Source organism: Streptomyces roseochromogenus subsp. oscitans DS 12.976, assembly GCF_000497445.1.
GTDB lineage: Bacteria > Actinomycetota > Actinomycetes > Streptomycetales > Streptomycetaceae > Streptomyces > Streptomyces oscitans.
The window spans coordinates 469,894-492,044 of record NZ_CM002285.1 but is presented as its reverse complement, the minus strand read 5'-3'; the positions used below and the strand labels follow the sequence as shown (position 1 = coordinate 492,044).

At 73.2% G+C, this 22,151-nt stretch carries 14 protein-coding genes; 11 read left to right on the top strand and 3 right to left on the bottom strand.

Annotated elements, in window-relative coordinates; genetic code table 11:
* Window positions 1-10: 10 nt before the first annotated feature.
* From M878_RS52620 to M878_RS52610, 3 genes are read right to left on the bottom strand one after another with little or no spacing between them, the layout of a single operon-like run.
* Complete coding sequence (locus tag M878_RS52620; RefSeq protein WP_031223774.1) at window positions 11-202, bottom strand: ferredoxin; 192 nt, start codon at window positions 200-202, stop codon at window positions 11-13.
* 26 nt (window positions 203-228) lie between these two features.
* Complete coding sequence (locus M878_RS52615; RefSeq protein WP_023544508.1) at window positions 229-1,464, bottom strand: cytochrome P450; 1,236 nt, start codon at window positions 1,462-1,464, stop codon at window positions 229-231.
* A gap of 45 nt (window positions 1,465-1,509) precedes the next feature.
* Complete coding sequence (locus M878_RS52610) at window positions 1,510-2,742, bottom strand: cytochrome P450 (RefSeq protein WP_031223772.1); 1,233 nt, start codon at window positions 2,740-2,742, stop codon at window positions 1,510-1,512.
* Between the two features lie 355 nt (window positions 2,743-3,097).
* Between M878_RS52610 and M878_RS92075 the strand changes: the two genes are divergently transcribed.
* The 11 genes from M878_RS92075 to M878_RS52560 all read left to right on the top strand — a co-directional run.
* Window positions 3,098-3,448 carry an MFS transporter gene (locus M878_RS92075; protein ID WP_158692626.1) on the top strand — a complete coding sequence of 117 codons (351 nt, stop codon included), beginning with the start codon at window positions 3,098-3,100 and terminating at the stop codon, window positions 3,446-3,448.
* Window positions 3,448-3,921: an MFS transporter gene (locus tag M878_RS52605; protein WP_023544505.1), complete on the top strand. Its 474-nt coding sequence runs from the start codon at window positions 3,448-3,450 to the stop codon at window positions 3,919-3,921. Before M878_RS92075 ends, M878_RS52605 begins: the two co-directional genes overlap by 1 nt.
* A gap of 370 nt (window positions 3,922-4,291) precedes the next feature.
* A complete protein-coding gene (locus tag M878_RS52600; RefSeq protein WP_023544504.1) occupies window positions 4,292-5,188 on the top strand; it encodes a proline iminopeptidase-family hydrolase in 897 nt (298 codons plus the stop codon).
* Window positions 5,189-5,225: 37 nt separating this feature from the next.
* Entirely contained in the window at window positions 5,226-6,161 is a 936-nt protein-coding gene (locus tag M878_RS52595) for an ACP S-malonyltransferase (RefSeq protein ID WP_023544503.1), read from the top strand.
* Window positions 6,162-6,187: 26 nt separating this feature from the next.
* Window positions 6,188-6,439, top strand: a complete 252-nt coding sequence (locus tag M878_RS52590; RefSeq protein ID WP_023544502.1) for a phosphopantetheine-binding protein — start codon at window positions 6,188-6,190, stop codon at window positions 6,437-6,439.
* 25 nt (window positions 6,440-6,464) lie between these two features.
* Window positions 6,465-8,027: an amino acid adenylation domain-containing protein gene (locus M878_RS52585; RefSeq protein ID WP_023544501.1), complete on the top strand. Its 1,563-nt coding sequence runs from the start codon at window positions 6,465-6,467 to the stop codon at window positions 8,025-8,027.
* Window positions 8,024-9,577, top strand: a complete 1,554-nt coding sequence (locus M878_RS52580) for an AMP-binding protein (protein ID WP_023544500.1) — start codon at window positions 8,024-8,026, stop codon at window positions 9,575-9,577. The genes M878_RS52585 and M878_RS52580 overlap by 4 nt, the downstream gene beginning before the upstream one ends.
* 254 nt (window positions 9,578-9,831) lie before the next feature.
* Window positions 9,832-11,049, top strand: a complete 1,218-nt coding sequence (locus M878_RS52575; RefSeq protein ID WP_425347924.1) for a type III PLP-dependent enzyme domain-containing protein — start codon at window positions 9,832-9,834, stop codon at window positions 11,047-11,049.
* 14 nt (window positions 11,050-11,063) lie between these two features.
* A complete protein-coding gene (locus M878_RS52570; RefSeq protein ID WP_023544498.1) occupies window positions 11,064-11,501 on the top strand; it encodes a cobalamin B12-binding domain-containing protein in 438 nt (145 codons plus the stop codon).
* Window positions 11,498-12,778: a methylaspartate mutase gene (locus tag M878_RS52565; RefSeq protein WP_023544497.1), complete on the top strand. Its 1,281-nt coding sequence runs from the start codon at window positions 11,498-11,500 to the stop codon at window positions 12,776-12,778. The genes M878_RS52570 and M878_RS52565 overlap by 4 nt, the downstream gene beginning before the upstream one ends.
* Before the next feature lie 92 nt (window positions 12,779-12,870).
* On the top strand, window positions 12,871-22,151 hold a 9,281-nt coding region (locus tag M878_RS52560; protein WP_023544496.1), incomplete at its 3' end, for a type I polyketide synthase.

The window sequence follows — 22,151 nt, the reverse complement described above, 5'->3', positions numbered from 1 at the left end:
GCACGGCTCTTCAGCTGTCGACGCGGATGGAGCGCGAGGGGCACAGGTCGGCGGCCTGCAGGACGCCCGCGCGCAGGTCGTCAGCCGGCTCCTCGCGCAGGACGACCACAAGACCGTGGTCGTCCTGGTCGAACACCTCCGGGCTGAGCAGGGCGCACTGGCCTGAACCCACGCACCGGTCGCGTTCCGTGGTGACACGCATGAGGGGGACTCCGATCGGTTCGGCCGTCACCAGGTGACGGGAAGCTCGTAGACGCCGTAGACCATGGCGTCGTCCTTGAAGCGCAGCTCGTCCGGGTCGGCCGCGAGCCGCAGACCGGGGATGCGGCGCAGCAGCGTGCCGTAGACCGCCTCCAGCTCCACCCGGGCCAGGTTGGCGCCGATGCACTGGTGGATGCCGTAACCGAAGGCGAGGTGGCTGCGGGCCTCCTTGCGGTGGATGTCGAGGGTGGCCGGGTCCGGGAAGACGGACTCGTCGTGGTTGGCGGCGTTGTTCAGGGCGAGGATGCCCTCACCGGCGCGGATGGTGATGTCGCCGACCTCGATGTCCTCCAGCGCGACGCGCGCCGTGCCGGAGTCCGAGATGGAGAAGACCCGCAGCAACTCCTCGATGGCGCCCGGCAGGAGAGCGGGGTCTTCCTGCAACTCGGCCAGCTGCTCGGGGTGTTGCAGCAGGGCCAGCACACCCAGGGCGATCATGTTGGCGGTCGTCTCGTGGCCGCCGACCAGCATCAGCCGCGCCATCGTCACCACGTCGACATGGTCGGCGACCTGCTCGCTGCGGTTCTTCTCCAGGAAGCGGCTGATCAGGTCGTCGCCCGGCTCGTCCTCCTTGAGGGTGACGAGCTTGTCGAGGTAGGCGTCCAGGGCCTGCACCGCGGCACCGTACTCCGCCGGGCTCAGCTCGTGGTTCATCATCGCCGCCGACCACTCCTCGAACTGGGCGTGGTCCTCGTACGGCACGCCGAGCAGCTCGCAGATCACCAGCGAGGGCACCGGCAGCGCCAGCGCGGTGACCAGGTCGACCGGGCCGCCCGTGGCCAGCATCGCGTCGACCCGCTCGTCGACGATCTCCTGGATGCGCGGCCGCATCTCCTTCACCCGGCGAGCAGTGAACTCCCGTATGAGCATGCGCCGTTGAGCGGTGTGCTCCGGCGGGTCCATGGACAGCAGCATCGGCCGGATCTGCGCCAGCATCTCCTCGGGGATGTGGAACTGGTGCGGGTAGCCCGGCAGTTTCAGGTTGGAGCTCACCCGGCCGTCGCCCAGCACCTGCCGGACGTCCTCATGCCGGGTGACGAGCCAGGTCGGCTTGCCGTTCACCTTCAGCGCCGCGCGCGAGACGGGGTTGTCCGCGCGCATCGCGGCGTACTCGCGCGGCTCGCTGAACGGGCAGGTGCGCCGCATCGGGAACTGCGGAAGCGGCGCCCCCGCGTCGGGCGCGGCGTCGGCGGACTGGGTCATGGCTGCCTTTCGGTGACGGAACGGGGGCGGTGTGGGGGAGGGCCGTCACCAGGTGACGGGCAGCTCGTACAGGCCGTAGACGATGGCGTCGTCCTTGAACCGCAGCTCCTCGACCGGAGCGGCCAGGCGCAGCGTCGGAATGCGCCGCAGCAGCGCCGTGTAGACGACGTCCAGCTCCATGCGCGCCAGGTTCTGGCCGATGCACTGGTGGACGCCGTAGCCGAACGCCAGATGGCTGCGGGCCTCGCGGCGCACGTCGAGGCGCTCGGGGTCCGGGAAGACCCGCTCGTCGTGGTTGGCCGCGTTGTTCAGCGGCAGGATGCCCTCGCCGGCCCGGATGGTGACCCCGCCCAGCTCGATGTCCTCCAGGGCGACCCGTGCGGTGCCCGCGTCGGAGATGGAGAAGAAGCGCAGCAGCTCCTCCACCGCCTTCGGCATCAGCTCGGGTTCCTCGCGGAGGGCGGCGAGCTGCTCGGGGTGCTCCAGCAGGGCGAGCACTCCCAGCGCGATCATGTTGGCGGTGGTCTCGTGCCCGGTGACCAGCATCAGCTTGGACATGCTGACGATGTCGGAGTGCTCCACCGCGGGCATCTGCCGGTTGAACTCGATCAGCCGGCTGATCATGTCGTCGCCGGGCTCGCTCTCCTTGGCGGTGACCAGTCCGTCCACGTACGTGTCCAGCTCGTAGTGCGCGCGGCCCCGGTCCTCGTCGCTGATGTCGTGGTTCATGATGGCCCACGCCCACTCCTCGAACCGGCCGTGGTCCTCGTAGGGGATGCCCAGCAGTTCGCAGATCACGAGGGACGGCACCGGCAGCGCGAGCGCGGTGACCAGGTCGACCGGGCCGTCCGCGCCCTTGGCGAGCATCTGGTCGATCTGCTGGTCCACGATCTGCCGCACCCGCTCGCGCAGCTCACGCATCCGCCGGACACTGAACTCGGGCGCCAGCATGCGGCGCTGGACCGTGTGGTCCGGCGGGTCCATGGACAGGAAGGTCAGCGGCACCGACTGCAGCGTCTCCTCCGGCACCGGCACCTGCAGGGGATACCCGGGCAGCTTCAGGTTCGCGCTGACCCGCGCGTCGCCCAGCAGCTTCTTGTACAGGTCGTGCCGGGTGATCAGCCAGGTGCGCTTGCCGTTGACCTTCAGCCGCGCCCGGGAGACCGGCTCGGTCTCGCGCAGCTCCGCGTAGGCGGCCGGCGGGCTGAAAGGACAGGCCCGCCGCATCGGGAACTCCGGCAGCGCGGCCTCGTCGGCCGGTTCGGCAGGTGCAGTCATCATGTCCTCTTCGCACGGGAGGGAACGGGACGCGCCGGCGTCGGAACGGGTCCGGGCTCGGCGCCGGTGCGGCGCTGTCGGCCGTCCCTCGCACGCTAGGCAGCCACGCCGGGGCTCCCAACCCCTAGGCGCCCCTAGGGGATGCCCGCAGCGCGCAGGTCACCACCGGGCGGTCAGTTGCCTCGGTGAGCGGAAGCCGCGGCCGGTCACGCCCTCGGTGTCCAGGACGTGGCCCGGCCGAGCTGAGAGGAGTGCGTCGAGGAGTTCCGGCGCCTCCAGCGCGGCGAGATGCCGGCCCAGGCAGATATCGGGCCGGTGCCCATGGTCAGGTGCGGGCGGTGCGGCGCTCTGGGTGGTGAGGCAGCGGCTTCCGTTCGCGGTGGACGCGGTGTCGTTCCTCGGCTCGGCGTCGCTGCTCACGGGGCTGCCGTCGCGGCGGCCGGATGGCCGGCAGGCCGGCGATGGCCGGCAGAGCGACGACGGGCGGCAGACCGACGACGAGGCCGGTGACGGGCGGGCGGAGCACGGTGTGCGCGGGCTGTTGCGCGACACCTGGGCCGGCCTGCGGCTGCTGGGCGGCCACCGGATCCTGCGCAGCCTCATGGTGGTGGTGGCGGTTCTCGGCGTGGGCCAGCAGGCCGTGTCCGCGGTGCTCGTGGTGTACGCGGAGCGACGTCTCGGCCTGCGGCCCACGGATACAGCCTGATGCTCGTGGCGGCGGCCCTCGGCAGCCTGGCCGGAGCCAGGGCGCCGCCCTGGATGGCGTGGCTGCTGGGCTTCAGACGCAGCCTGGTGGTGTCGGTGACCGTCTCGGCGCTCAGCTACCTGGTCGTCGCAGCGGTGCCCTGGTGGCCGCTGGTGGCACTGATGCCGGCGGCCACCGGTGCTGGGGTGGTGCTGTGGAACGTGTGCACGGTCTCGCTGCGGCAGCGGCCTGCCCCACCGGGCATGCTGGGCCGGGTCACGAGCGGCTACCGCGTCGCGGCGTGGGGGACCCCGCCTCTGGGCGTCCCACTGGGCGGTGCGCTCGCCAAGGAGGCCGGCCCGGACGCGACCTGGGCCGCGGCCGGCCTCCTCCTGGGCTGCCTTCCGCTCCTGCGGAGAATGGCGTCAACGCCGTCGGAACCGGCGGGCAAGCACGCAGCTGCTGCAAAGACGGACGATCGGATGGAGTGCTGACGCCGGGCTCAACCCTCGGGGATCTCCTGAGGTTTCGGCATTTCTCTGACTGCGTGGATCTCCTCGGCATTCGCGCATGCGCGGACTCCGGAGATTTTCCGGTTTCTGCGCTCACTTTCATAAGTTCCAACACGGCGGCGATATCCGCCTCCCCGGCCCGCCGGACCCCTAGGCGCTGTCCGGCCGGTCGGACACCTAGGGGCGGTTAGGGGTCTGGCGGTGGCGCGGCGGCGGTTAGCGTCGGCAGCGGACCACGGAAGATGGATGGACGGCAGGGGCACGGATCGCCCGCCGCCCGGCCCGCCGTGTCCCGGCCGGCGTCCCTGCCCCGGCCGCCGCCGCTTCCCGCAGCCGAGCAGAGGTGATCAGCGTGTCTCCGGATCCCAGCGCGAAGGGAACCGTTCCCTTCGGGGAGTACCGGACCTGGTACCGGGTGACCGGTGAACTCGGCGCGGGACGGCCGGCGGTCGTCGCCGTGCACGGCGGCCCCGGCAGCACCCACGACTACCTGCTGCCCCTGGCCCGGCTCGCCGAGGACGGCTGGCCCGTCGTCCACTACGACCAGCTGGGCAACGGCGGCTCGACCCATCTGCCCGACAGCGGCGCCGAGTTCTGGACGGTCGAGCTGTTCGAACGCGAACTGACGAACCTGATCGGGCAGTTGGGCCTCGCCGACGACTATGTGCTGTTCGGCCAGTCCTGGGGCGGCCCCCTGTGCGCCCGGCACGCCATGACCGCTCCGGCCGGTCTGCGCGGGCTGGTCATCGCCAACGCGCCCGCCTCGTACCCGATCTGGCTGCGGGAGATGGCGCGGCTGCGCGCCGAGCTGCCGCCGGAGGTGGAGCAGACCCTGCGGCGGCACGAGGCTGACGGTTCCTACGAGAGCCCGGACTACCTGGCCGCGATGCGCGTCTTCTACGACCGTCATGTGTGCCGTGTGACGCCCTGGCCGCGGGACTTCCTGTCCTCCTTCATGGAGATCTACAACGATCCGACCGTCTACTACGCCATGAACGGGCCCAATGAGTTCCACGTCATCGGCTCCCTCAAGGACTGGTCGATCGTCGACGAACTGCACCGGATCAGTACCCCGACCCTGCTGATCAGCGGCCGCCACGACGAGGCCACCCCGGCCGTCGTCCAGCCGTACCAGGACGGCGTCCCCGGAGCGCGCTGGGAGATCTTCGAGGAGTCCAGCCACCTTCCGCACCTGGAGGAACCGGAACGGTTCTTCCAGGTGATGACCGACTTCCTCAAGAGCCTTTGACGCTCTCCAGCCTGTGAAAGGGGGCGGGGATCCCGCCATGGCACACGACACCGCTCTCGTCTTCCCCGGCATGGGCCCCGTCCCGTTCGCCGAGGTGGGCCGGTTCATGGTGGCCAACCCCTACGCCCGGGACCTGGTCGCCGTCGCCGACGAGGCGCTCGGCTACTCGCTCGTGGACGCCTTCCGGGCCTCCCCGGGCGACTACTCGGAAGCCGCCCAGGTCGCGTTCTTCGTCAACTGCCTTGCCTGCGCCCACTGGGCCCGCGACCACCTCGGCGTGGAACCCGACATCGTCGCCGGTCCCAGCTTCGGCGAGAAGGCGGCCCTCGCCTACACCGGCGCCCTGGAGCTGCCCGACGCGGTGCGTCTGACGGCCGGGATCGCCCGCTGCCTGGAGGAGTACTTCGCCGAGGAACACCAGGACATCGTCACCCTGTCCTTCGTCCGCGCCCCGCAGGGCGGCCTCGACACGATCCTCGCCGAGCTGGGCGAGGCGGAGGAGTGGCACGAGATCTCCTGTCACATCGACGACGGCTTCCACATGATCTCCCTGCCCGAGCACCGCGTCGCGTGGCTGGAGGAGCGGCTGCGCGGCATCGGCAGCCTCCCCCTGTACACCATGCGTCCGCCCATGCACGCCTCGGTGTTCCGCTCGCTGCGCGACAAGGCCGAGCGCGAAGTGATCTCCCGCTACTCCTTCGCCGACCCCGAGCTGCCCGTCGTGGCCGACCAGGACGGCCGGCTGCTGCACACCGGCGAGGAACTGCGCACCATGCTGCTCGACGGCTTCGACCACCCGATGAACTGGCCGAGCGTCACCACGGCCCTCAAGGACGCCGGCGCCACGCGCCTGTGCGTGGCCGGGCCGGACAGCCTTTTCGGCCGGGTCCCCTGTACGACCCGGAACTTCGACGTCGTCGCCGCACAGCCGCGGCTGGCGATGACCCCCCGGCGCCGTTCGCGCGCCGCCTGAACCCGCCCGACTCGTTGGAGGCTCCCATGTGGGACGACCAGTTCGAACAGATACTCCGCCCCTTCGTGCCGTTCCTCGGCCCGCAGGAGGAGCTGGCCCCGGACGCCGAACTGAAGGACCTCGGCCTGGACTCGCTCGCCACCGTCCAGCTGCTCGGCACGCTGGAGGAGGCCTACCAGGTCCGCTTCCGGGACAGCGCGCTGACCATGGACACTTTCCGCACCGCCGGCGTGCTGTGGGACACCGTGCAGAGCATGCTGCACACCACCGCGAGCTGACGGGACGGCCAGCGTGGATCCCACCATGGACGGCACGCTGTCCGGCCGGTTCATGCGCGGGCTGGCCCTCGCCCCGGACCGGCCCGCGCTGCGCGCCGACGGCGTCGACACCACCTACCGTGAACTGCACGAACGTGCCCTGGTGCTGGCCGGCTCACTGCGCGCCGGGCTGCCCGACCGGCCGCCCGCCGTGGGCGTCCCGGCCGGCAAGGGACCCACGGCGTACGCGGCCCTGCTGGCCGGCCTGTACAGCGGCGTCACCGTCGTCCCGCTGCAGCAGGCCTTCCCCGCCGCCCGCACCCGGCAGATGATCGAGGCCGCCGGGGTCGGCGCGCTGCTCGCCGACGACGACGCCCTGCCCGCCCTGACCGCGCTGCACGCCGAAGGTGTCAGCCTGCCGACGCTGTTCGCGCCGGGCGGGCAGCCGATGCCGGCACTCGCCGTCGACACGGACAGCGCCCTGAAGGCGCCGATGCCCGCCCGGCCCTCCGACATCGCCTACGTGCTGTTCACCTCCGGCTCCACCGGCCGCCCCAAGGGCGTCCCGGTCACCCATGCCAACACCGCGCACTATTTCCAACTGCTCGACGAGCGCTACGACTTCGGTCCGCACGACGTCTTCTCGCAGACCTTCGACCTCAACTTCGACTGCGCGATGTTCGACCTGTTCTGCGCCTGGGGCGCCGGCGCCACCGTCGTACCGATCCCGCCGCACGCGTATGCGCATCTGCCGGAGTTCGTGGCAGAGCAGGGCATGACCGTGTGGTTCTCCACGCCCAGCGCGATCACCCTGGTGCGCCGCACCGGCGGACTGGAGCCGGGCGCGCTGCCGTCGCTGCGGTGGAGCTTCTTCGCGGGGGAGGCGCTCAGCTGCAAGGACGCCGAGGACTGGGCCGCCGCCGCGCCCGGCGCGACGCTGGAGAACCTGTACGGCCCGACCGAACTGACCATCACCGTCACCGCACAGCGCTGGACGCCGGGACGGTACCTCAACGACATGGTGCCCATCGGCGCCGTACACCCGGGTCACGAGACGCTGCTGCTGGGCGCGGACGGCGCGCCCACTGACGGCGACGAAGGTGAACTGTGCATTGCCGGGCCTCAGTTGACGCCGGGCTACCTCGACCCGGCCGATGACACCGGACGGTTCCTGGAGTACGACGGGCACCGCTTCTACCGCACCGGCGACCGCGTCCGGCGCGCCGCCGACGGCGGCTGGCTGTACCTCGGGCGTCAGGACGCACAGGTCCAGGTGCACGGGGTGCGGGTGGAACTGGCCGAGGTGGACGCCGCCGCACGCACCTGCCCGGGCGTCGAGGACGCCGTGACCGTGGCGGTGCCCGTGGACGGCACGGTGGAGCTGGCCGTCTTCCACACCGGCGTGCCCGTGCCGCCCGCCCGGCTCGCCCGCCATCTGCGGGAGCTGCTGCCGGCCGCGGTCGTCCCGCGCGCCTACCACCACCTGGACGCGCTCCCGCTCAACTCCAACCGCAAGACCGACCGCAGGAAGCTCGCCTCCCGGGCCACGGCCATGCGGCAGTCCGCCGGGGCGGCACGCACTCATGAAAGGCGGCAGGAGTCGCAGTGAACGGTCAACCGACAGCGCGGGTCCGCACCGACGCCCGGACGCACGACGCTCGTACCGACGCCCGGGTGCACGACCTGCTCGACGAGGCCACCGCCGAGCGCCCAAACGCCCCCGCGGTCGCCGACGGCGCGGGCCGCTGGACGTACCGGGAACTCACCGCCCACAGCCACGCCGTCGACGCCTGGCTGGAGGAGCGCGGCATCGGCCATGGCGACCGGGTCCTCGTCCAGCTGCCCAGCACCCGCGAACTGCTCGCGCTGCTGTACGGCACCGCGCGCCGCGGCGCCGTCCTCGTCCCGGTCAACACCGGCATGAAGGACTTCCACCTGCGGGCGGTCGTCGAGAACTCCGAGCCCGCGCTGATCGTCGTCACCGACCCGGCCGTGGACCGGATCGCCGCCCTCGCCGAGGGCGTACCGGTCCTCGGGCTCGGCGAGGTGTGGCCGGACATCACCGCGCTGCGGGTGCGCGGGGCCCGCTCCGGCGGTGCCGAGGTCGGGCCCGAGGACCTGGCCGTCCTCGTCTACACCTCCGGCTCCACCGCCGCCCCGAAGGCGGTGATCTGCCCGCACGGCCGGATGGTCTTCGCCACCGAGGCCATCAACCTGGAACTCGGCTACCGCCCCGACGACGTGGTGCTCTGCCGTTTCCCCATCTCCTGGGACTACGGCCTGTACAAGGTGCTGCTCACCGCCGTCGGCCGCAGTGAACTGGTGCTGGCCGACGGCGAGTCGGACCTGGTGCTGCTGCGCCGCATCCGGGAGACCGGCGCCACTGTCGTCCCGATCGTGCCGTCGCTGGCGACGATGATCGTCGCCCTCGCCGAGCGCGAGCCCAGCCGGGAATCCCGGGTGCGCATGTTCACCAACACCGGTGCCGCGCTGCCCAAGACCACCGCCGACGGTCTGCGCACGGCGTTCCCCGGCGCGGAGGTGATCATCCAGTTCGGGCAGACCGAGTGCAAGCGCGTCTCCGTGCTGCCGCCCGCCCACCAGGACGCCAAACCCGACTCGGTGGGCCGCCCGCTGCCCGGCACCCGCGCCTTCGTCGTGGACGACGACGGCAACCCGCTGGCGCCGTGGCAGACCGGCGAGATCGTGGTCGAGGGCCCGCACGTCATGCCCGGCTACTGGCGCGCGCCGGAACAGACCGCACGCGCCTTCCGCCCCGCCCCCGACGGCGGACTCCGGCTGCACACCGGCGACTTCGGCCACGTCGACGAGGACGGCTTCCTGTACTACGAGGGCCGCCGCGACGACATGTTCAAGCACAAGGGCGTGCGCATGAGCACCACCGAGATCGAGAGCGCCGCCACCGACATCCCCGGCGTCCGCGCCGCCGCCGTCCTGCCGCCCGCCGAAGGCCGCGCCCTCGCGGTGTTCGCCGAGGGCGACATCGACCCGCACGCCCTGCTCAAGGAGCTGTCGCTCAGGCTGGAGCCCGCCAAGGTGCCCGGCGTCAGCCGTGTCGTCGGCGAGCTGCCACTGACTCCGCACGGCAAGCACGACCGCAAGCAGCTCGCCCGCCTCCTGGAAGGAACCTCCCCGTGACCGGCCCCACCGAACCAGTGCCCCGACAGGCAACGTTCGCCCCGTCGCGACGCCCGGCACGCCCTCTCGCCGCACCGGCTGAAAGCCAACGTACGCCCAGCCCATCGAATACGGCTTCCGGCCTGCACTCCGCCAGCCTTCGGCCGGGGGGACCTCCAGAGCACGCACCGGACGCCGCTCCGATCCTTGACGGGCAAACGTCGCTTGCCGGGGCACTGGCCGAGCGCTTCGGCACCCCGTCCTACGTCTACGACCTGGACAGGGTGGCCGCGGCCCGCGACGACCTGTTCGCCGCGCTGCCCGACGAGGTCGAGGTCTTCTACGCCGCCAAGGCCAATCCGCACCCCGAGCTGCTGCGCGAGCTGCGCGCCGGCGCGGCCCGCGGCTGCCGCGCCGAGATCAGCTCCGTCGGCGAACTCGACGCCGCCCTGCAGGCCGGCTACCCCGGCGACCGGATCCTCTACACCGGCCCCGGCAAGACCACCGAGGAACTGGCCGAGGCGCTCACCCGCGGCGTCCGCCTGCTCTCCACGGAGTCCTACGGCGACCTGCGCCGCGTCGGCGAGACCGCGCGGGGGCTCGGCGTCACCGCCGACTGCCTGATCCGGGTCAACAACGCCACCGGCGCCGCGGCCACCAGCATCCGGATGACGGGCGTGCCCTCGCAGTTCGGCTTCGACAGCGAGACCCTGCCCGGCCTCGCCGCCGACCTGCGGGAGGTGCCCGGCACCCGCATCGCCGGGCTGCACTTCTTCCCGCTGAGCAACGCCAAGGACGAGGCGAGCCTCATTGCCGAGTTCCGCCACACCCTCGCCACCGCCGCCGCCCTCCAGCAGGCCCTCGGCGTCACGTTCCGCTTCGTCGACATCGGCGGCGGATTCGCCGCCCCCTACGCCGTGCAGGGCGAACGGCCGGTCTACCGCGAGCTGCGCGACGCCCTGGCCGAGGCGCTGGACGAGCACTTCCCCGGCTGGCGCGAGGGCGCCCCGCGGATCGCCTGCGAATCCGGCCGCTACCTGGTCGCCGACAGCGGCACCCTGCTCACCTCCGTCGTCAACGTCAAGGACAGCCGCGACACCCGCTATCTCGTCCTCGACGCCGGCATCAACACCTTCGGCGGCATGTCCGGCCTCGGCCGCATCCTGCCCGTGTCCGTCGAGCCGTATGAGTCCGTGGGCGCCGACGGCACCCCCGCGAGCCTCGCCGGGCCGCTGTGCACCCCGGGTGACCTGCTCGGCCGGAACGTCCCGCTGCCCGAACTGGCCCCGGGCGCCCTGCTCACCGTGCCCAACGCCGGTGCCTACGGCCCCACGGCCAGCCTCCTGATGTTCCTCGGCAGGCCCGCCCCCGCCGAGATCGTCGTACGCGGAGACGACGTCGTCTCCGTCTCCCGTATCCAGCACACCCGCACCTTCGAACCCTTTGAACCCTTTGAACCCTTCAACCCCCTCAAAAACGGACAGGCCCTGTGATGAGCCCCTCCCCGATGACCCCCACCCCCGGCGACCAGCCCGTACTTGTGGCAGGCGGCATATCCGACTCCCACACCTGGAACCTGGTCTACCTCCAGCTCCTCCTTGAGGAGCACGGGCACCGCGTGGTGAACCTCGGCCCCTGCGTCCCCGAGGACCTGCTCATCGCCGAGGCCCTGGCCCACCGCCCGGCCCTGATCGTGATCAGCAGCGTCAACGGCCATGGCTACCACGACGGCATGCGCACCGTCACCCGGCTGCGCGAGCACCCCGAACTCGCCGGCGTACCCGCTGTGATCGGCGGCAAGCTCGGCATCGCCGGGCCCTGCGGCAGCGACGAGGTGGCCGCCCTGAGCGCCGCCGGCTACGACGTGGTGTTCGACGACAGCGCCGAGGGCGTCGCCGCCTTCCGTCGCATGCTCGACACGCTGCCGCAGCGGGCCCTGGTGTGACCGGCGTCGGGTTCGGCGCGTTCGTGCGCCGGGCTCACGACGCCGGCCACCTCGTGGTCCAGCCCCGGATGGGCATGAGCAGCCCGGACCGGATGCGCGCCGGGCTGCTCGCCACCCGGAACGCCACGGCGACCACCGTCGGCACGCTCACCCTGGACAGCTACACCCGGGTCGGCGACCTGGAGTCGGCCAAGCTGGCCGTGCTGGAGGGCGTCGCCCTCAACGGCTATCCGATCGTGAGCCACGAGACGACGACCACCCTGCAGGTCCTCGACCAGATCCACGGGCCCGACTTCCCGGTCCAGGTCCGGCACGGCTCGGCCGCGCCGCAGGACATCTTCCGGGCGCTGATGGCCGTCGGCCTCGATGCCTCCGAGGGCGGGCCGGTCTCCTACTGCCTGCCCTACGGCCGTGTCCCGCTCGGCGAGTCCGTCGCCCACTGGGCGGCCTCCTGCGAACTGCTCGCCACCTTGTGCGCGCCGGGCGCCGAACCGCACCTGGAGACCTTCGGCGGGTGTGTCCTCGGGCAGCTCTGCCCGCCCAGCCTGCTCGTCGCGGTCAGTGTCCTGGAGGCGATGTTCTTCCACCGGCACGGCATCCGCAGCATTTCCGTGAGTTACGCCCAGCAGACCGACCCGCGCCAGGACGCCGAAGCGGTGGCCGCGTTGCGCACCCTGTGCGCGCGGTTCCTGCCGGACACCGAATGGCATGTCGTCGTCTACGCCTACATGGGGCTGTATCCGGAAACCGAGCACGGCGCCTATCGACTGCTCCGAAAAGCGGCCGAACTCGCCGTCGCCAGCGGCTCCGAACGGCTCATCGTGAAAACCGTCGCGGAATCCCGCCGCATTCCGTCGGTCGCAGAGAACACCGCCGCCCTCGAATACGCGGCGGCGGTCGCCGCACGCACACCCCGCGCCCCGTTCGACGGCTCCGGCACCCAGACATACGCCGAGGCTTCCGCGCTGGTGAACGCGGTGCTGGAGCTGGACGACGACCTCGGCGCGGCACTGCTCGCGGCGTTCGCCAGAGGCCTGCTGGACGTTCCCTACTGTCTGCATCCGGACAACGCCGGATTCAGCCGGAGTTATATCGACGCGGACGGCCGGCTGTGCTGGGCCGACATCGGAAAGATGCCACTGCACGGCATCGCCGAGGTACGCCCGGCACAGGCCATCACCTCCGCCGATCTGCTCGACTCCCTGTCCTATGTGCGCCGTTCGTACGACCGGCACGACCCCGAGGACGCAGCGGCCTTCGAACCCGCCCGCCCCTAGGGGTGCTTAAGGGTATGGCCTTTCGCGGCCCGTCATTACCGTGTGGAAAAAGTTGAGGAATACCGGTGTCGGCCGAAAGTGGAGATGCGTGGATGAACGGGCCCGGATCCGATTCAGCTCTGGGACGACGGCTCGCCACGGCCGTACCCTCCCAGCACCGCAGGCTGGTCACCGAACTGGTGCGCACGGCCGTGACCGAGGCGATCGAAGCGGCCCGGCCGGGCACGGTCGACTCGCTCGACGCGGCCGCCCCGTTCTCGGCGCTGGGACTCGACTCGCTCGCCGCGGTCGACCTGCACCGGCGGCTGACCGAGCGCACCGGCCTCGACCTGCCCGTCGGCCTTGCCTACGACTGCCCCACCGTCCACGACCTGGCCGCCCGGCTGCTCGCCGAGGTCCACGGCAGATCGGACGACCATCCCGAGACGGCCGGTGACGGCGCCGCCGGCGAACCGATCGCCGTCGTGGGCCTCGGCTGCCGCTTCCCCGGCGGCATCTCCTCGCCCGCCGACCTGTGGCGGCTGCTCGCCGAGGGCGGCGAAGTGCTGTCGGGCTTCCCGCAGGACCGCGGCTGGGACCTGGACGCCCTCTACGACGAGGACCCCGAGACACCCGGCAGCGCCTACGTCCGCAGCGGCGGATTCCTCGACACCGCAACCGAGTTCGACGCCGAGTTCTTCGGCATCAGCCCACGGGAATCGCTCGGCATGGACCCGCAGCAGCGGCTCGTCCTGGAGACCTCCTGGCAGGCCCTGGAAGACGCCGGCATCGACCCCACGGCACTGCGCGGCACCCCGGCCGGCATGTTCTTCGGCGCCGAGGTGCAGGAGTACGGGCCGCGCCTGCACGACGCCCCGGACGGGCTCGACGCCTACCTGCTCGCGGGGAACGCCTCCAGCGTCATCTCCGGCCGCGTCGCCTACGTGCTGGGCGCCGAGGGCCCGGCCGTCACCGTCGACACCGCCTGCTCCGCCGCCCTGGTCGCCGTCCACCTGGCCTGCCGCTCGCTGCGGCAGGGCGAGTCCTCGCTCGCCCTCGCGGGCGGCGTGGCCGTGATGGGCGGGCCCGGTGTGTTCACCGCCTTCAGCCGGCAGCGCGGCCTCGCGCCCGACGGCCGCTGCAAGGCGTTCGCCGCCGCGGCCGACGGCACCGGATTCGCCGAGGGTGTCGGCGTGCTCGTCCTGGAGCGTCTGTCCGACGCCCGGCGCAACGGCCACCAGGTGCTCGCCGTCGTGCGCGGCTCCGCCGTCAACCAGGACGGCGCCTCCAACGGCCTGACCGCACCCAACGGCACCTCCCAGCAGCGGCTGATCCGCCGGGCACTCGCCGACGCCGGGCTCACCGCCGCCGACGTCGACGTGGTCGAGGCACACGGCACCGGCACCCGGCTCGGCGACCCCATCGAGGCCACCGCGCTGCTGGCCACCTACGGCCAGGACCGACCCGACGGCGCCCCCCTGCTGCTCGGCTCCGTCAAATCCAACCTGGGCCACACCCAGGCCGCCGCCGGTGTCGCCGGTGTGATCAAGACGATCCTCGCCATGCGGCACGGACAGATACCGGCGACGCTGCACGTCGACGCGCCCACCCCGGCCGTCAACTGGTCCTCGGGGGCCGTGGAACTCGTCACCGAGCAGCGCTCGTGGCCCGAGACCGGCCGGGCCCGGCGCGCGGGTGTGTCGTCGTTCGGGGTCAGCGGGACCAACGCGCACGTCATCCTGGAACAGCCCGAGCCCGAAGAGGCCGTAGCGGAGACGCGACCGGCCCTACCCGCCGGCACCCCGCTGCCCTTCGCCCTGTCCGCCCGAGGTGAAGCAGCCCTGCGGGCCCGCGCCGCCGACCTGCTGCCCCTGGCGGACGACGCGGACCCGCTGGACCTCGCCCACTCGCTGGCCACCACCCGGGCCGCCCTGCCCGACCGGGCCGTCCTCGTCGCCGCCGACCGCACCGAACTGCGCGCCGCACTAAGCGAGTTGGCCTCCGGAGACGCGCCGATCGCGGCTCGCGCCGACGGCGACCTCGGCTTCCTCTTCACCGGGCAGGGCAGCCAGCGCATCGGCATGGGCCGCGAACTCGCCGCCAGCTACCCGGTGTTCGCCGACGCGCTGGACGATGTCTGCGCCCACTTCGACCTCCAGCTCGACCGGCAGCTGCAGGACGTCCTGTGCGCCGAGCCCGGCAGCGAGGAGGACGGGCTGCTGCACCGTACCGAGTACGCGCAGCCCGCCCTGTTCGCCGTGGAGGTCGCCCTCTACCGGCTCCTGGAGAGCTGGGGCCTCACCCCCGACCAGCTCGCCGGGCACTCCGTCGGCGAGATCGCCGCCGCGCACGTGGCCGGGGTACTCACCCTGCAGGACGCGACGATCCTGGTCGCCGCCCGCGGCCGGCTCATGCAGCGACTCCCCGAAGGCGGCGCCATGGCCGCCGTACGCGCCACCGAGGACGAGGTGGCGCCGCTGCTCACCCCGCGCACCGGCATCGCCGCCGTCAACGGCCCCGCCGCCGTGGTCGTCTCCGGCGACGCGGCCGACGTGGAGCGCATCGCCGCCGAACTCGCCGCGCGCGGCCACGACACCAAGCGCCTGCGGGTCAGTCACGCCTTCCACTCGCCGCTCATGGAACCGATGCTGGCCGAGTTCCGGCGCGTCGTACACGTCCTGGACTACGCCGAGCCGAAGCTGCCGGTCGTCTCCACCGTCACCGGCGCGCCTGTCACCTCCGAGCTGTGCGACCCCGAGTACTGGGTGGAGCACGTCCGCGCCCGGGTCCGCTTCCACGACGCCGTGCGCGCGCTCGCCGACGCCGGGGTGCGGACGTTCCTGGAGATCGGCCCCGACGCGGTGCTGTCCGCCATGGGCCCGGACTGCACCGACGCACCCGGCACCGCCTTCCTGCCGGTGCTGCGGCGCGAGCGGCCCGAGGCCCGCGAGGCCGTCGCCGCACTCGCCGCCGCCCACGCCCGCGGCGTCCCGGTCGACTGGCGGCGGCACTTCGCCCCCCTGGGCGGACGCCGCATCGACGTGCCCCTGTACCCCTTCCAGCGGCGCCGCTTCTGGCTGGAGCAGAACACCGCCACCGACGCAGCCGGCCTCGGCCAGCTTCCCGCGGGTCACCCGCTGCTCGGGGCCGTGGTCGCCGTCGGCGCCGAGGGCGTCGTGCTCACGGGCCGCCTGTCGACCCGCACCCAGCCGTGGCTCGCCGACCACGTCATCGCCGGACAGGTGTTGTTCCCCGGCACCGCCTTCGTCGAACTCGCCCTGCGCGCCGGCGACCACGTCGGCGCGGCGGGCCTGGAGGAGCTGACCCTCGGCGCCCCGCTCGTGCTGCGCCCCGACGACGACGTCGCCGTGCAGGTCGCCGTCGGCGAACCCGACGACTCCGGAAGCCGCAGCGTCACCGTCCACACCCGCGCCGACGACGCGGCCCCCTGGACCCAGCACGCCGCGGGCGTCCTCGCCGCCACCGCCCCGGCCGCCCCGGCCGACCTGACCGTGTGGCCGCCGCAGAACGCCACGTCGCTTGACGTAGCGAGCGTCTACGCCGACCTCGCCGAGCAGGGCTACGGCTACGGACCCGCCTTCCAGGGGCTGCGCGCCGCCTGGCGGCACGGCGACGACGTCTACGCCGAGGTCGCCCTGCCCGCCGAAGCCGCCGCCGAGGCAAGCGAGTTCGGCCTGCACCCGGCGCTGCTCGACGCCGCGCTGCACGCCGCCGACCTCGACGCCCCGCCGCGCCCCGAGGTCCTGGTGCCGTTCGCCTGGACCGGCGTCACCCTGTACGCCGCCGGTGCGCCGGCCCTCCGTGTGAAGATCACCCGCAAGGGCACCGACACCATCACCCTGCACCTCGCCGACGCCACCGGCGCCCCGGTGGCCGACATCGAGGCCCTGACCTCCCGACCCGTACAGGGCAACGACGTCCTGTACGCCGTGCGGTGGTCGCCGTACCCCCGACCGGCGACCACCGCACCCCTGCGCACCGCCGTCCTCGCGGACTCCGCCGACGCCCTGCTCGACGGCCCCGCCCCGGACGCCGTCGTGCACCGCGTGCCGGGCCCGGCGAGCACCGGCGCCGACGCGGCGCGCGCCCACGTCCTCGACGTACTCCGGCTGGTGCGCACCTGGCAGACGGACGAGCGCCTGGCCGACACCCGGCTGGTCCTCGTGACCCCGCCCGGCAGCCCCGCCCACGCGGCCGTCCGGGGCCTGGTCCGCTCCGCCCAGGCCGAGAACCCCGGGCGGTACGTCCTCGTCGAGCACGAGACGCTGCCCTCCGAGGCCGACCTGCGCCGGATCCTCGCCACCGGCGAACCCGAAATCTCCCTCGTCGAAGGTGAGTTCAGCGTCCCAAGGCTCATGGCGCAGCCCGCCGACGAACCCGCCCCGGCCGCCGACTGGGGCACCGTCCTCGTCACCGGCGGCACCGGCGGCCTCGGCGCGCTGCTGGCCCGGCACCTGGTCCGCACCCACGGCGTACGCCGCCTGCTTCTGGTGAGCCGCAGCGGTACGGCTCCCGGCCTGCACGCCGAACTCAGCGCGCTCGGCGCCGAGGTGACCGTGGCCGTCTGCGACGTCGGCGACCGCGAGGCACTGCGCCGGCTGCTGGAGGAGCACCCCGTCGACTCCGTCGTGCACGCTGCGGGCACCGTCCGCGACGGCGTCGTGGACACCCTCACCGACGAAATGGTGGACGAGGTCTTCCACGCCAAGGCGCTGGGCGCCTGGCACCTGCACGAGCTGACCCAGGACCGCGACCTCGCCCGCTTCGTGCTGTTCTCCTCCCTCGCCGCCGTCCTCGACGGCCCCGGCCAGGGCAACTACGCCGCCGCCAACGCCTACCTCGACGCCCTCGCCGAGCACCGCGCCGCCCTCGGCCTGCCTGCCACCGCGCTCGCCTGGGGCCTGTGGGCCACCGACAGCGGCATGGGCGCGGCCCTGGACGACACGGCCCTGGACCGCATCGCGCGCTACGGCATCCCCGGACTGTCCGCCGAACGCTCCCTGGAGCTGTTCGACGCCGCCCTCCGCTCCCGCGCACCCCACCTGGTGCCCGTGGAGATCGACGCCGCCGCCGTACGCCGCCGCCCCGACGGCATACCGCCGCTGCTGACCACCCTCGTCCGCCCGGTCACCCGCCGGACCACGGCGAGCGCCGCTGCTCCTGCCCCGGCCACGGGCGGACGGCTGGCCGCGCTGCCCGCCGCCGACCGCGACCGCGCCCTGCTCGACCTGGTCCGCACCGAAGTGGCCGCCGTACTGCGGCACGACGGGCCGTCCGCCATCGACCCCGGCCGCGCCTTCACCGACCTGGGCTTCGACTCGCTGGCCGCCGTGGAGCTGCGCAACCGGCTCGGCACCGCCACCGGGCTGCGCCTGCCCGCCACCCTCGTCTTCGACCACCCCACCTCCCGCGTCCTCGCCGACCACATCCGCGACACCCTTTTCGGCACCGGCTCGCAGGAGACCGCCGCACCCGGCATTCGCAGCACGGTGGACGACGACCCGATCGTCATCGTCGGCATGAGCTGCCGCTACCCCGGCGGGGTCCGCTCCCCGGAGGATCTGTGGCGGCTCGTCGCCGACGGCGTCGACGCGGTCGGCGACTTCCCCGCGGACCGCGGCTGGGACACCGAGGCGCTGTACGACCCGGAGCCGGGCACCCCCGGCCGCACCTACGCCCGCGAGGGCGCCTTCCTGTACGACGCGGCCGAGTTCGACGCCGGCTTCTTCGGGATCAGCCCCCGCGAGGCCACCGCCATGGACCCGCAGCAGCGGCTGCTGCTGGAGGTGTCCTGGGAGGCGCTGGAGCGCTCCGCCATCGACCCGCACCACCTGCGCGGCTCGCGCACCGGCGTGTTCGCGGGCGTCATGTACCACGACTACGGCTCCTGGCTGGCCGAGGTGCCCGAGGACCTCGCCGCCTACCTCGGCAACGGCAGCCTCGGCAGCGTCGTCTCGGGCCGCGTCGCCTACGCCCTCGGTCTGGAAGGGCCGGCCGTCACCGTCGACACCGCCTGCTCCTCCTCGCTGGTCACCCTGCACCTGGCGGCCCAGGCGCTGCGGCAGGGCGAGTGCGATCTCGCCCTGGTCGGCGGCGTGACCGTCATGTCGACGCCGGACACCTTCGTGGACTTCGCCCGGCAGCGCGGGCTGGCCGCCGACGGCCGCTGCAAGTCCTTCGCCGCCGCGGCCGACGGCACCGGCTGGGGCGAGGGCGCCGGCCTGATCGTCGTAGAACGCCTCTCCGACGCCCACCGCAACGGCCACCGTGTCCTCGCGGTCGTCCGTGGCTCCGCCGTGAACTCCGACGGCGCCTCCAACGGCCTGACCGCCCCCAACGGCCCCTCCCAGCAGCGCGTCATCCGCGCCGCGCTGGCCGCCGCCGGACTCACCCCGGCCGACGTCGACGCCGTAGAGGCGCACGGCACCGGTACGACGCTGGGTGACCCGATCGAGGCGCAGGCGCTGCTGGCCACCTACGGCGCCGAGCACACCGAGGACAGCCCCCTGTGGCTGGGCTCGATCAAGTCCAACATGGGCCACACGCAGGCAGCCGCCGGTGTCGCAGGCATCATCAAGATGGTCATGGCGATGCGCAACCGCGTACTGCCGAAGACGCTGCACGTGGACGCGCCGTCCCACCAGGTCGACTGGGGCGCCGGCGCCGTGGAACTGCTCACCGAGCAGCGCCCGTGGCGGACGCCGGACCGGCCGCGCCGCGCCGGTGTGTCCTCCTTCGGGATCAGCGGCACCAACGCCCATGTGATCCTTGAGGAGTTCACCGAGCCGGAGCCCGCGGAGCCCCCGGAGCCCTCGGCGGCCGCCCCGGCCACCGCCCCGCCGGTGCTCGCCCTCCCGGTCTCCGCCCGCTCGCCCGAGGCCCTGCGCGGCCAGGCCAGGCGCCTGCTGGAGCTGACCGGCACGGCCTCCGCCGACCTCGGCCTGGCCCTGGCCACCACCCGCGGCACCCACGCCCACCGCGCCGTCGTCCTCGCGACCGGCGACGAGCAGGCCGCCACCGCGCTGGACGCCCTGGCGCGCGGAACAGAAGCACCGGGACTCCTCGTCACCGGGTCCGCCACGGACGGCAGGCTGGCCTACCTGTTCTCCGGTCAGGGCGCCCAGCGCCCGGGCATGGGCCGTGACTGGTACGACGCGTTCCCCGGCTACGCCGAGCACTTCGACCGCGCCGCCGCCCTCTTCGACAAACACCTTGAACGGCCCCTCGCCGAGGTCGTGTTCGGCGACGACGCCGAGACCCTGGAGCAGACCGCCTACACCCAGGCCGCGCTGTTCACCACCCAGGTCGCCCTCTACCGGCTGCTGGAATCCTTCGGGCTGCGCCCCGACTGGCTGGCCGGCCACTCCGTCGGCGAGTTCGCCGCCGCGCACGTGGCGGGCGTGTGGTCCCTGCAGGACGCCGTCACTGCGGTCGCCGCCCGGGGCCGGCTCATGCAGGCCCTGCCCGAGGGCGGCGCGATGGTCGCCGTACAGGCCTCGGAAGAGGAGGTGACCCCGCTGCTGGACGGGCGGTGCGGGATCGCCGCCGTCAACGGACCGCGTGCCGTGGTCGTCTCCGGCGACGAGGACGCCGTCACGGAGGTCGCCGCGCACTTCACGACCACCCGCAGGCTGCACGTGTCGCACGCCTTCCACTCGCCCCGCATGGAGCCCATGCTGGCCGCGTTCCGGGAGGTCATGACCGGCATCGAGGCGGCGGAACCGACCGTGCCGATCGTCTCCACCCTCACCGGCGCACCGGCCACCGCCGCCGAACTCGGCTCCGCCGACTACTGGGTACGGCACGTGCGGGAGACCGTACGCTTCGCCGACGCCGTCAGCACGCTGGCCGCGAACGGCGCCGACACCTTCCTCGAACTCGGCGCCGCGCCCGCGCTCACCGCCATGGGCCCCGACTGCCTGCCGGACGCCGAAGACCCGGCGTTCATCTCCACCGCCCGCAAGGACCGCGCTCAACTGCCCAGCCTCCTGGGCGCGTTGGCCGCCGTACACACGCGGGGCGCGGACGTCGACTGGGCGGTGCTGTACGGGACGTATGCGGGAAACCGAGTCGACCTGCCCACCTACGCCTTCGACCACCGCCGGTACTGGCTGCCCACCTTGGCCGTCAGCACCGGCGACGCGGCCGGGCACGGCCTGGCCGCCGTCGACCACCCGCTGGTCAGCGCCCGCGTGGACCTGCCCGGCGACGCGGGTGTGCTGCTCACCGGCCGGATCTCCACCGCCACCCACCCGGTCCTCGCCGAGCACGCCGTGCTGGGCACGGTCCTGGTGCCCGGAGCCGCGCTGGTGGACCTCGCGCTGCACGCCGGGCGCTTCACCGAACGCCCCGTCGTGGAGGAACTGACCCTGCAGGCCCCGCTGGTACTGCCCGCGGACACCGCCGTACGCCTCCAGGCCGCCGTCGGCTCCGACGGCACCGTGGAGATCCACTCGCGCGCCGAGAACGCCCCCGAGGGCGAGGGCTGGACGCGACACGCGACCGGCACCCTCACCGGCCCCGCCACCGCGCCCCCGGCCGTGTCCGGTGCCTGGCCGCCGCCCGGCGCCACCCCCCTCGACGTCACCGGCCTCTACCCGCGCCTGCACTCCCAGGGTTACGACTACGGCCCCGTCTTCCAGGGCGTACGAGCCGCCTGGCGGGACGGCGACACCCTCCTCGCCGAACTCGAACTGCCCCCGAGCGCACGGCAGGACGCCACCCGGCACGCCCTGCACCCGGCGCTGCTGGACTCCGCCCTGCACGTCACCTCGCTCCTGGACGTGGAGGCGCAGCCGGGAGAGGGCATCGCCCTGCCCTTCGCCTGGACCGGAGTGGCCCTGCACACCCAGGGCTCCCTCACCGCCCGCGTCCGCGTCACCCCCGGCACCGACGGCACCCGCATCGAACTGGCGGACACCGAGGGCCGACCCCTCGCCTCCGTCGAGTCGTACGTCACCCGCCCCGTCACAGCCGACCGGCTCGCCCCGCGGCAGCGGCGCCACCTGTACGCCGTCACCGACGAACCACTGCCCGAGGCCGCCGGCCGCCCCGAACGCCGTACCTGGGCGGTCCTCGGCGACGACGACCTCGGTCTCGGCGCCCCGCTGCACCCCGGCCTGGCCGCGCTCGGCACTCCCGTGCCGGACGTGGTGATGCTGCCGGTCACCGCCCCGCACGCCGAGGGCGAGCAACTGCCCGGCGCGGTGCGGACCGCCCTGGGACGCACGCTGGAGACCCTGCGGGCGTGGTCCGCCGGCGACCGGTTCGCGGATTCGGTGCTCGTGGTGCTCACCGGCGGCGGCCTCGCCGGCGCCGCCGTGCAGGGGCTGGTCCGGGCCGCGCAGGCCGAGGACCCCGGCCGGATCCTCCT

What these genes read in the sequence shown, in the direction of transcription:
- M878_RS52620 (WP_031223774.1), bottom strand. Translation starts at nt 202, where the DNA reads ATGCGTGTCACCACGGAACGCGACCGGTGCGTGGGTTCAGGCCAGTGC.
- M878_RS52615 (WP_023544508.1), bottom strand. Translation starts at nt 1,464, where the DNA reads ATGACCCAGTCCGCCGACGCCGCGCCCGACGCGGGGGCGCCGCTTCCG.
- M878_RS52610 (WP_031223772.1), bottom strand. Translation starts at nt 2,742, where the DNA reads ATGACTGCACCTGCCGAACCGGCCGACGAGGCCGCGCTGCCGGAGTTC.
- M878_RS52605 (WP_023544505.1), top strand. Translation starts at nt 3,448, where the DNA reads ATGCTCGTGGCGGCGGCCCTCGGCAGCCTGGCCGGAGCCAGGGCGCCG.
- M878_RS52595 (WP_023544503.1), top strand. Translation starts at nt 5,226, where the DNA reads ATGGCACACGACACCGCTCTCGTCTTCCCCGGCATGGGCCCCGTCCCG.
- M878_RS52590 (WP_023544502.1), top strand. Translation starts at nt 6,188, where the DNA reads ATGTGGGACGACCAGTTCGAACAGATACTCCGCCCCTTCGTGCCGTTC.
- M878_RS52585 (WP_023544501.1), top strand. Translation starts at nt 6,465, where the DNA reads ATGGACGGCACGCTGTCCGGCCGGTTCATGCGCGGGCTGGCCCTCGCC.
- M878_RS52570 (WP_023544498.1), top strand. Translation starts at nt 11,064, where the DNA reads ATGACCCCCACCCCCGGCGACCAGCCCGTACTTGTGGCAGGCGGCATA.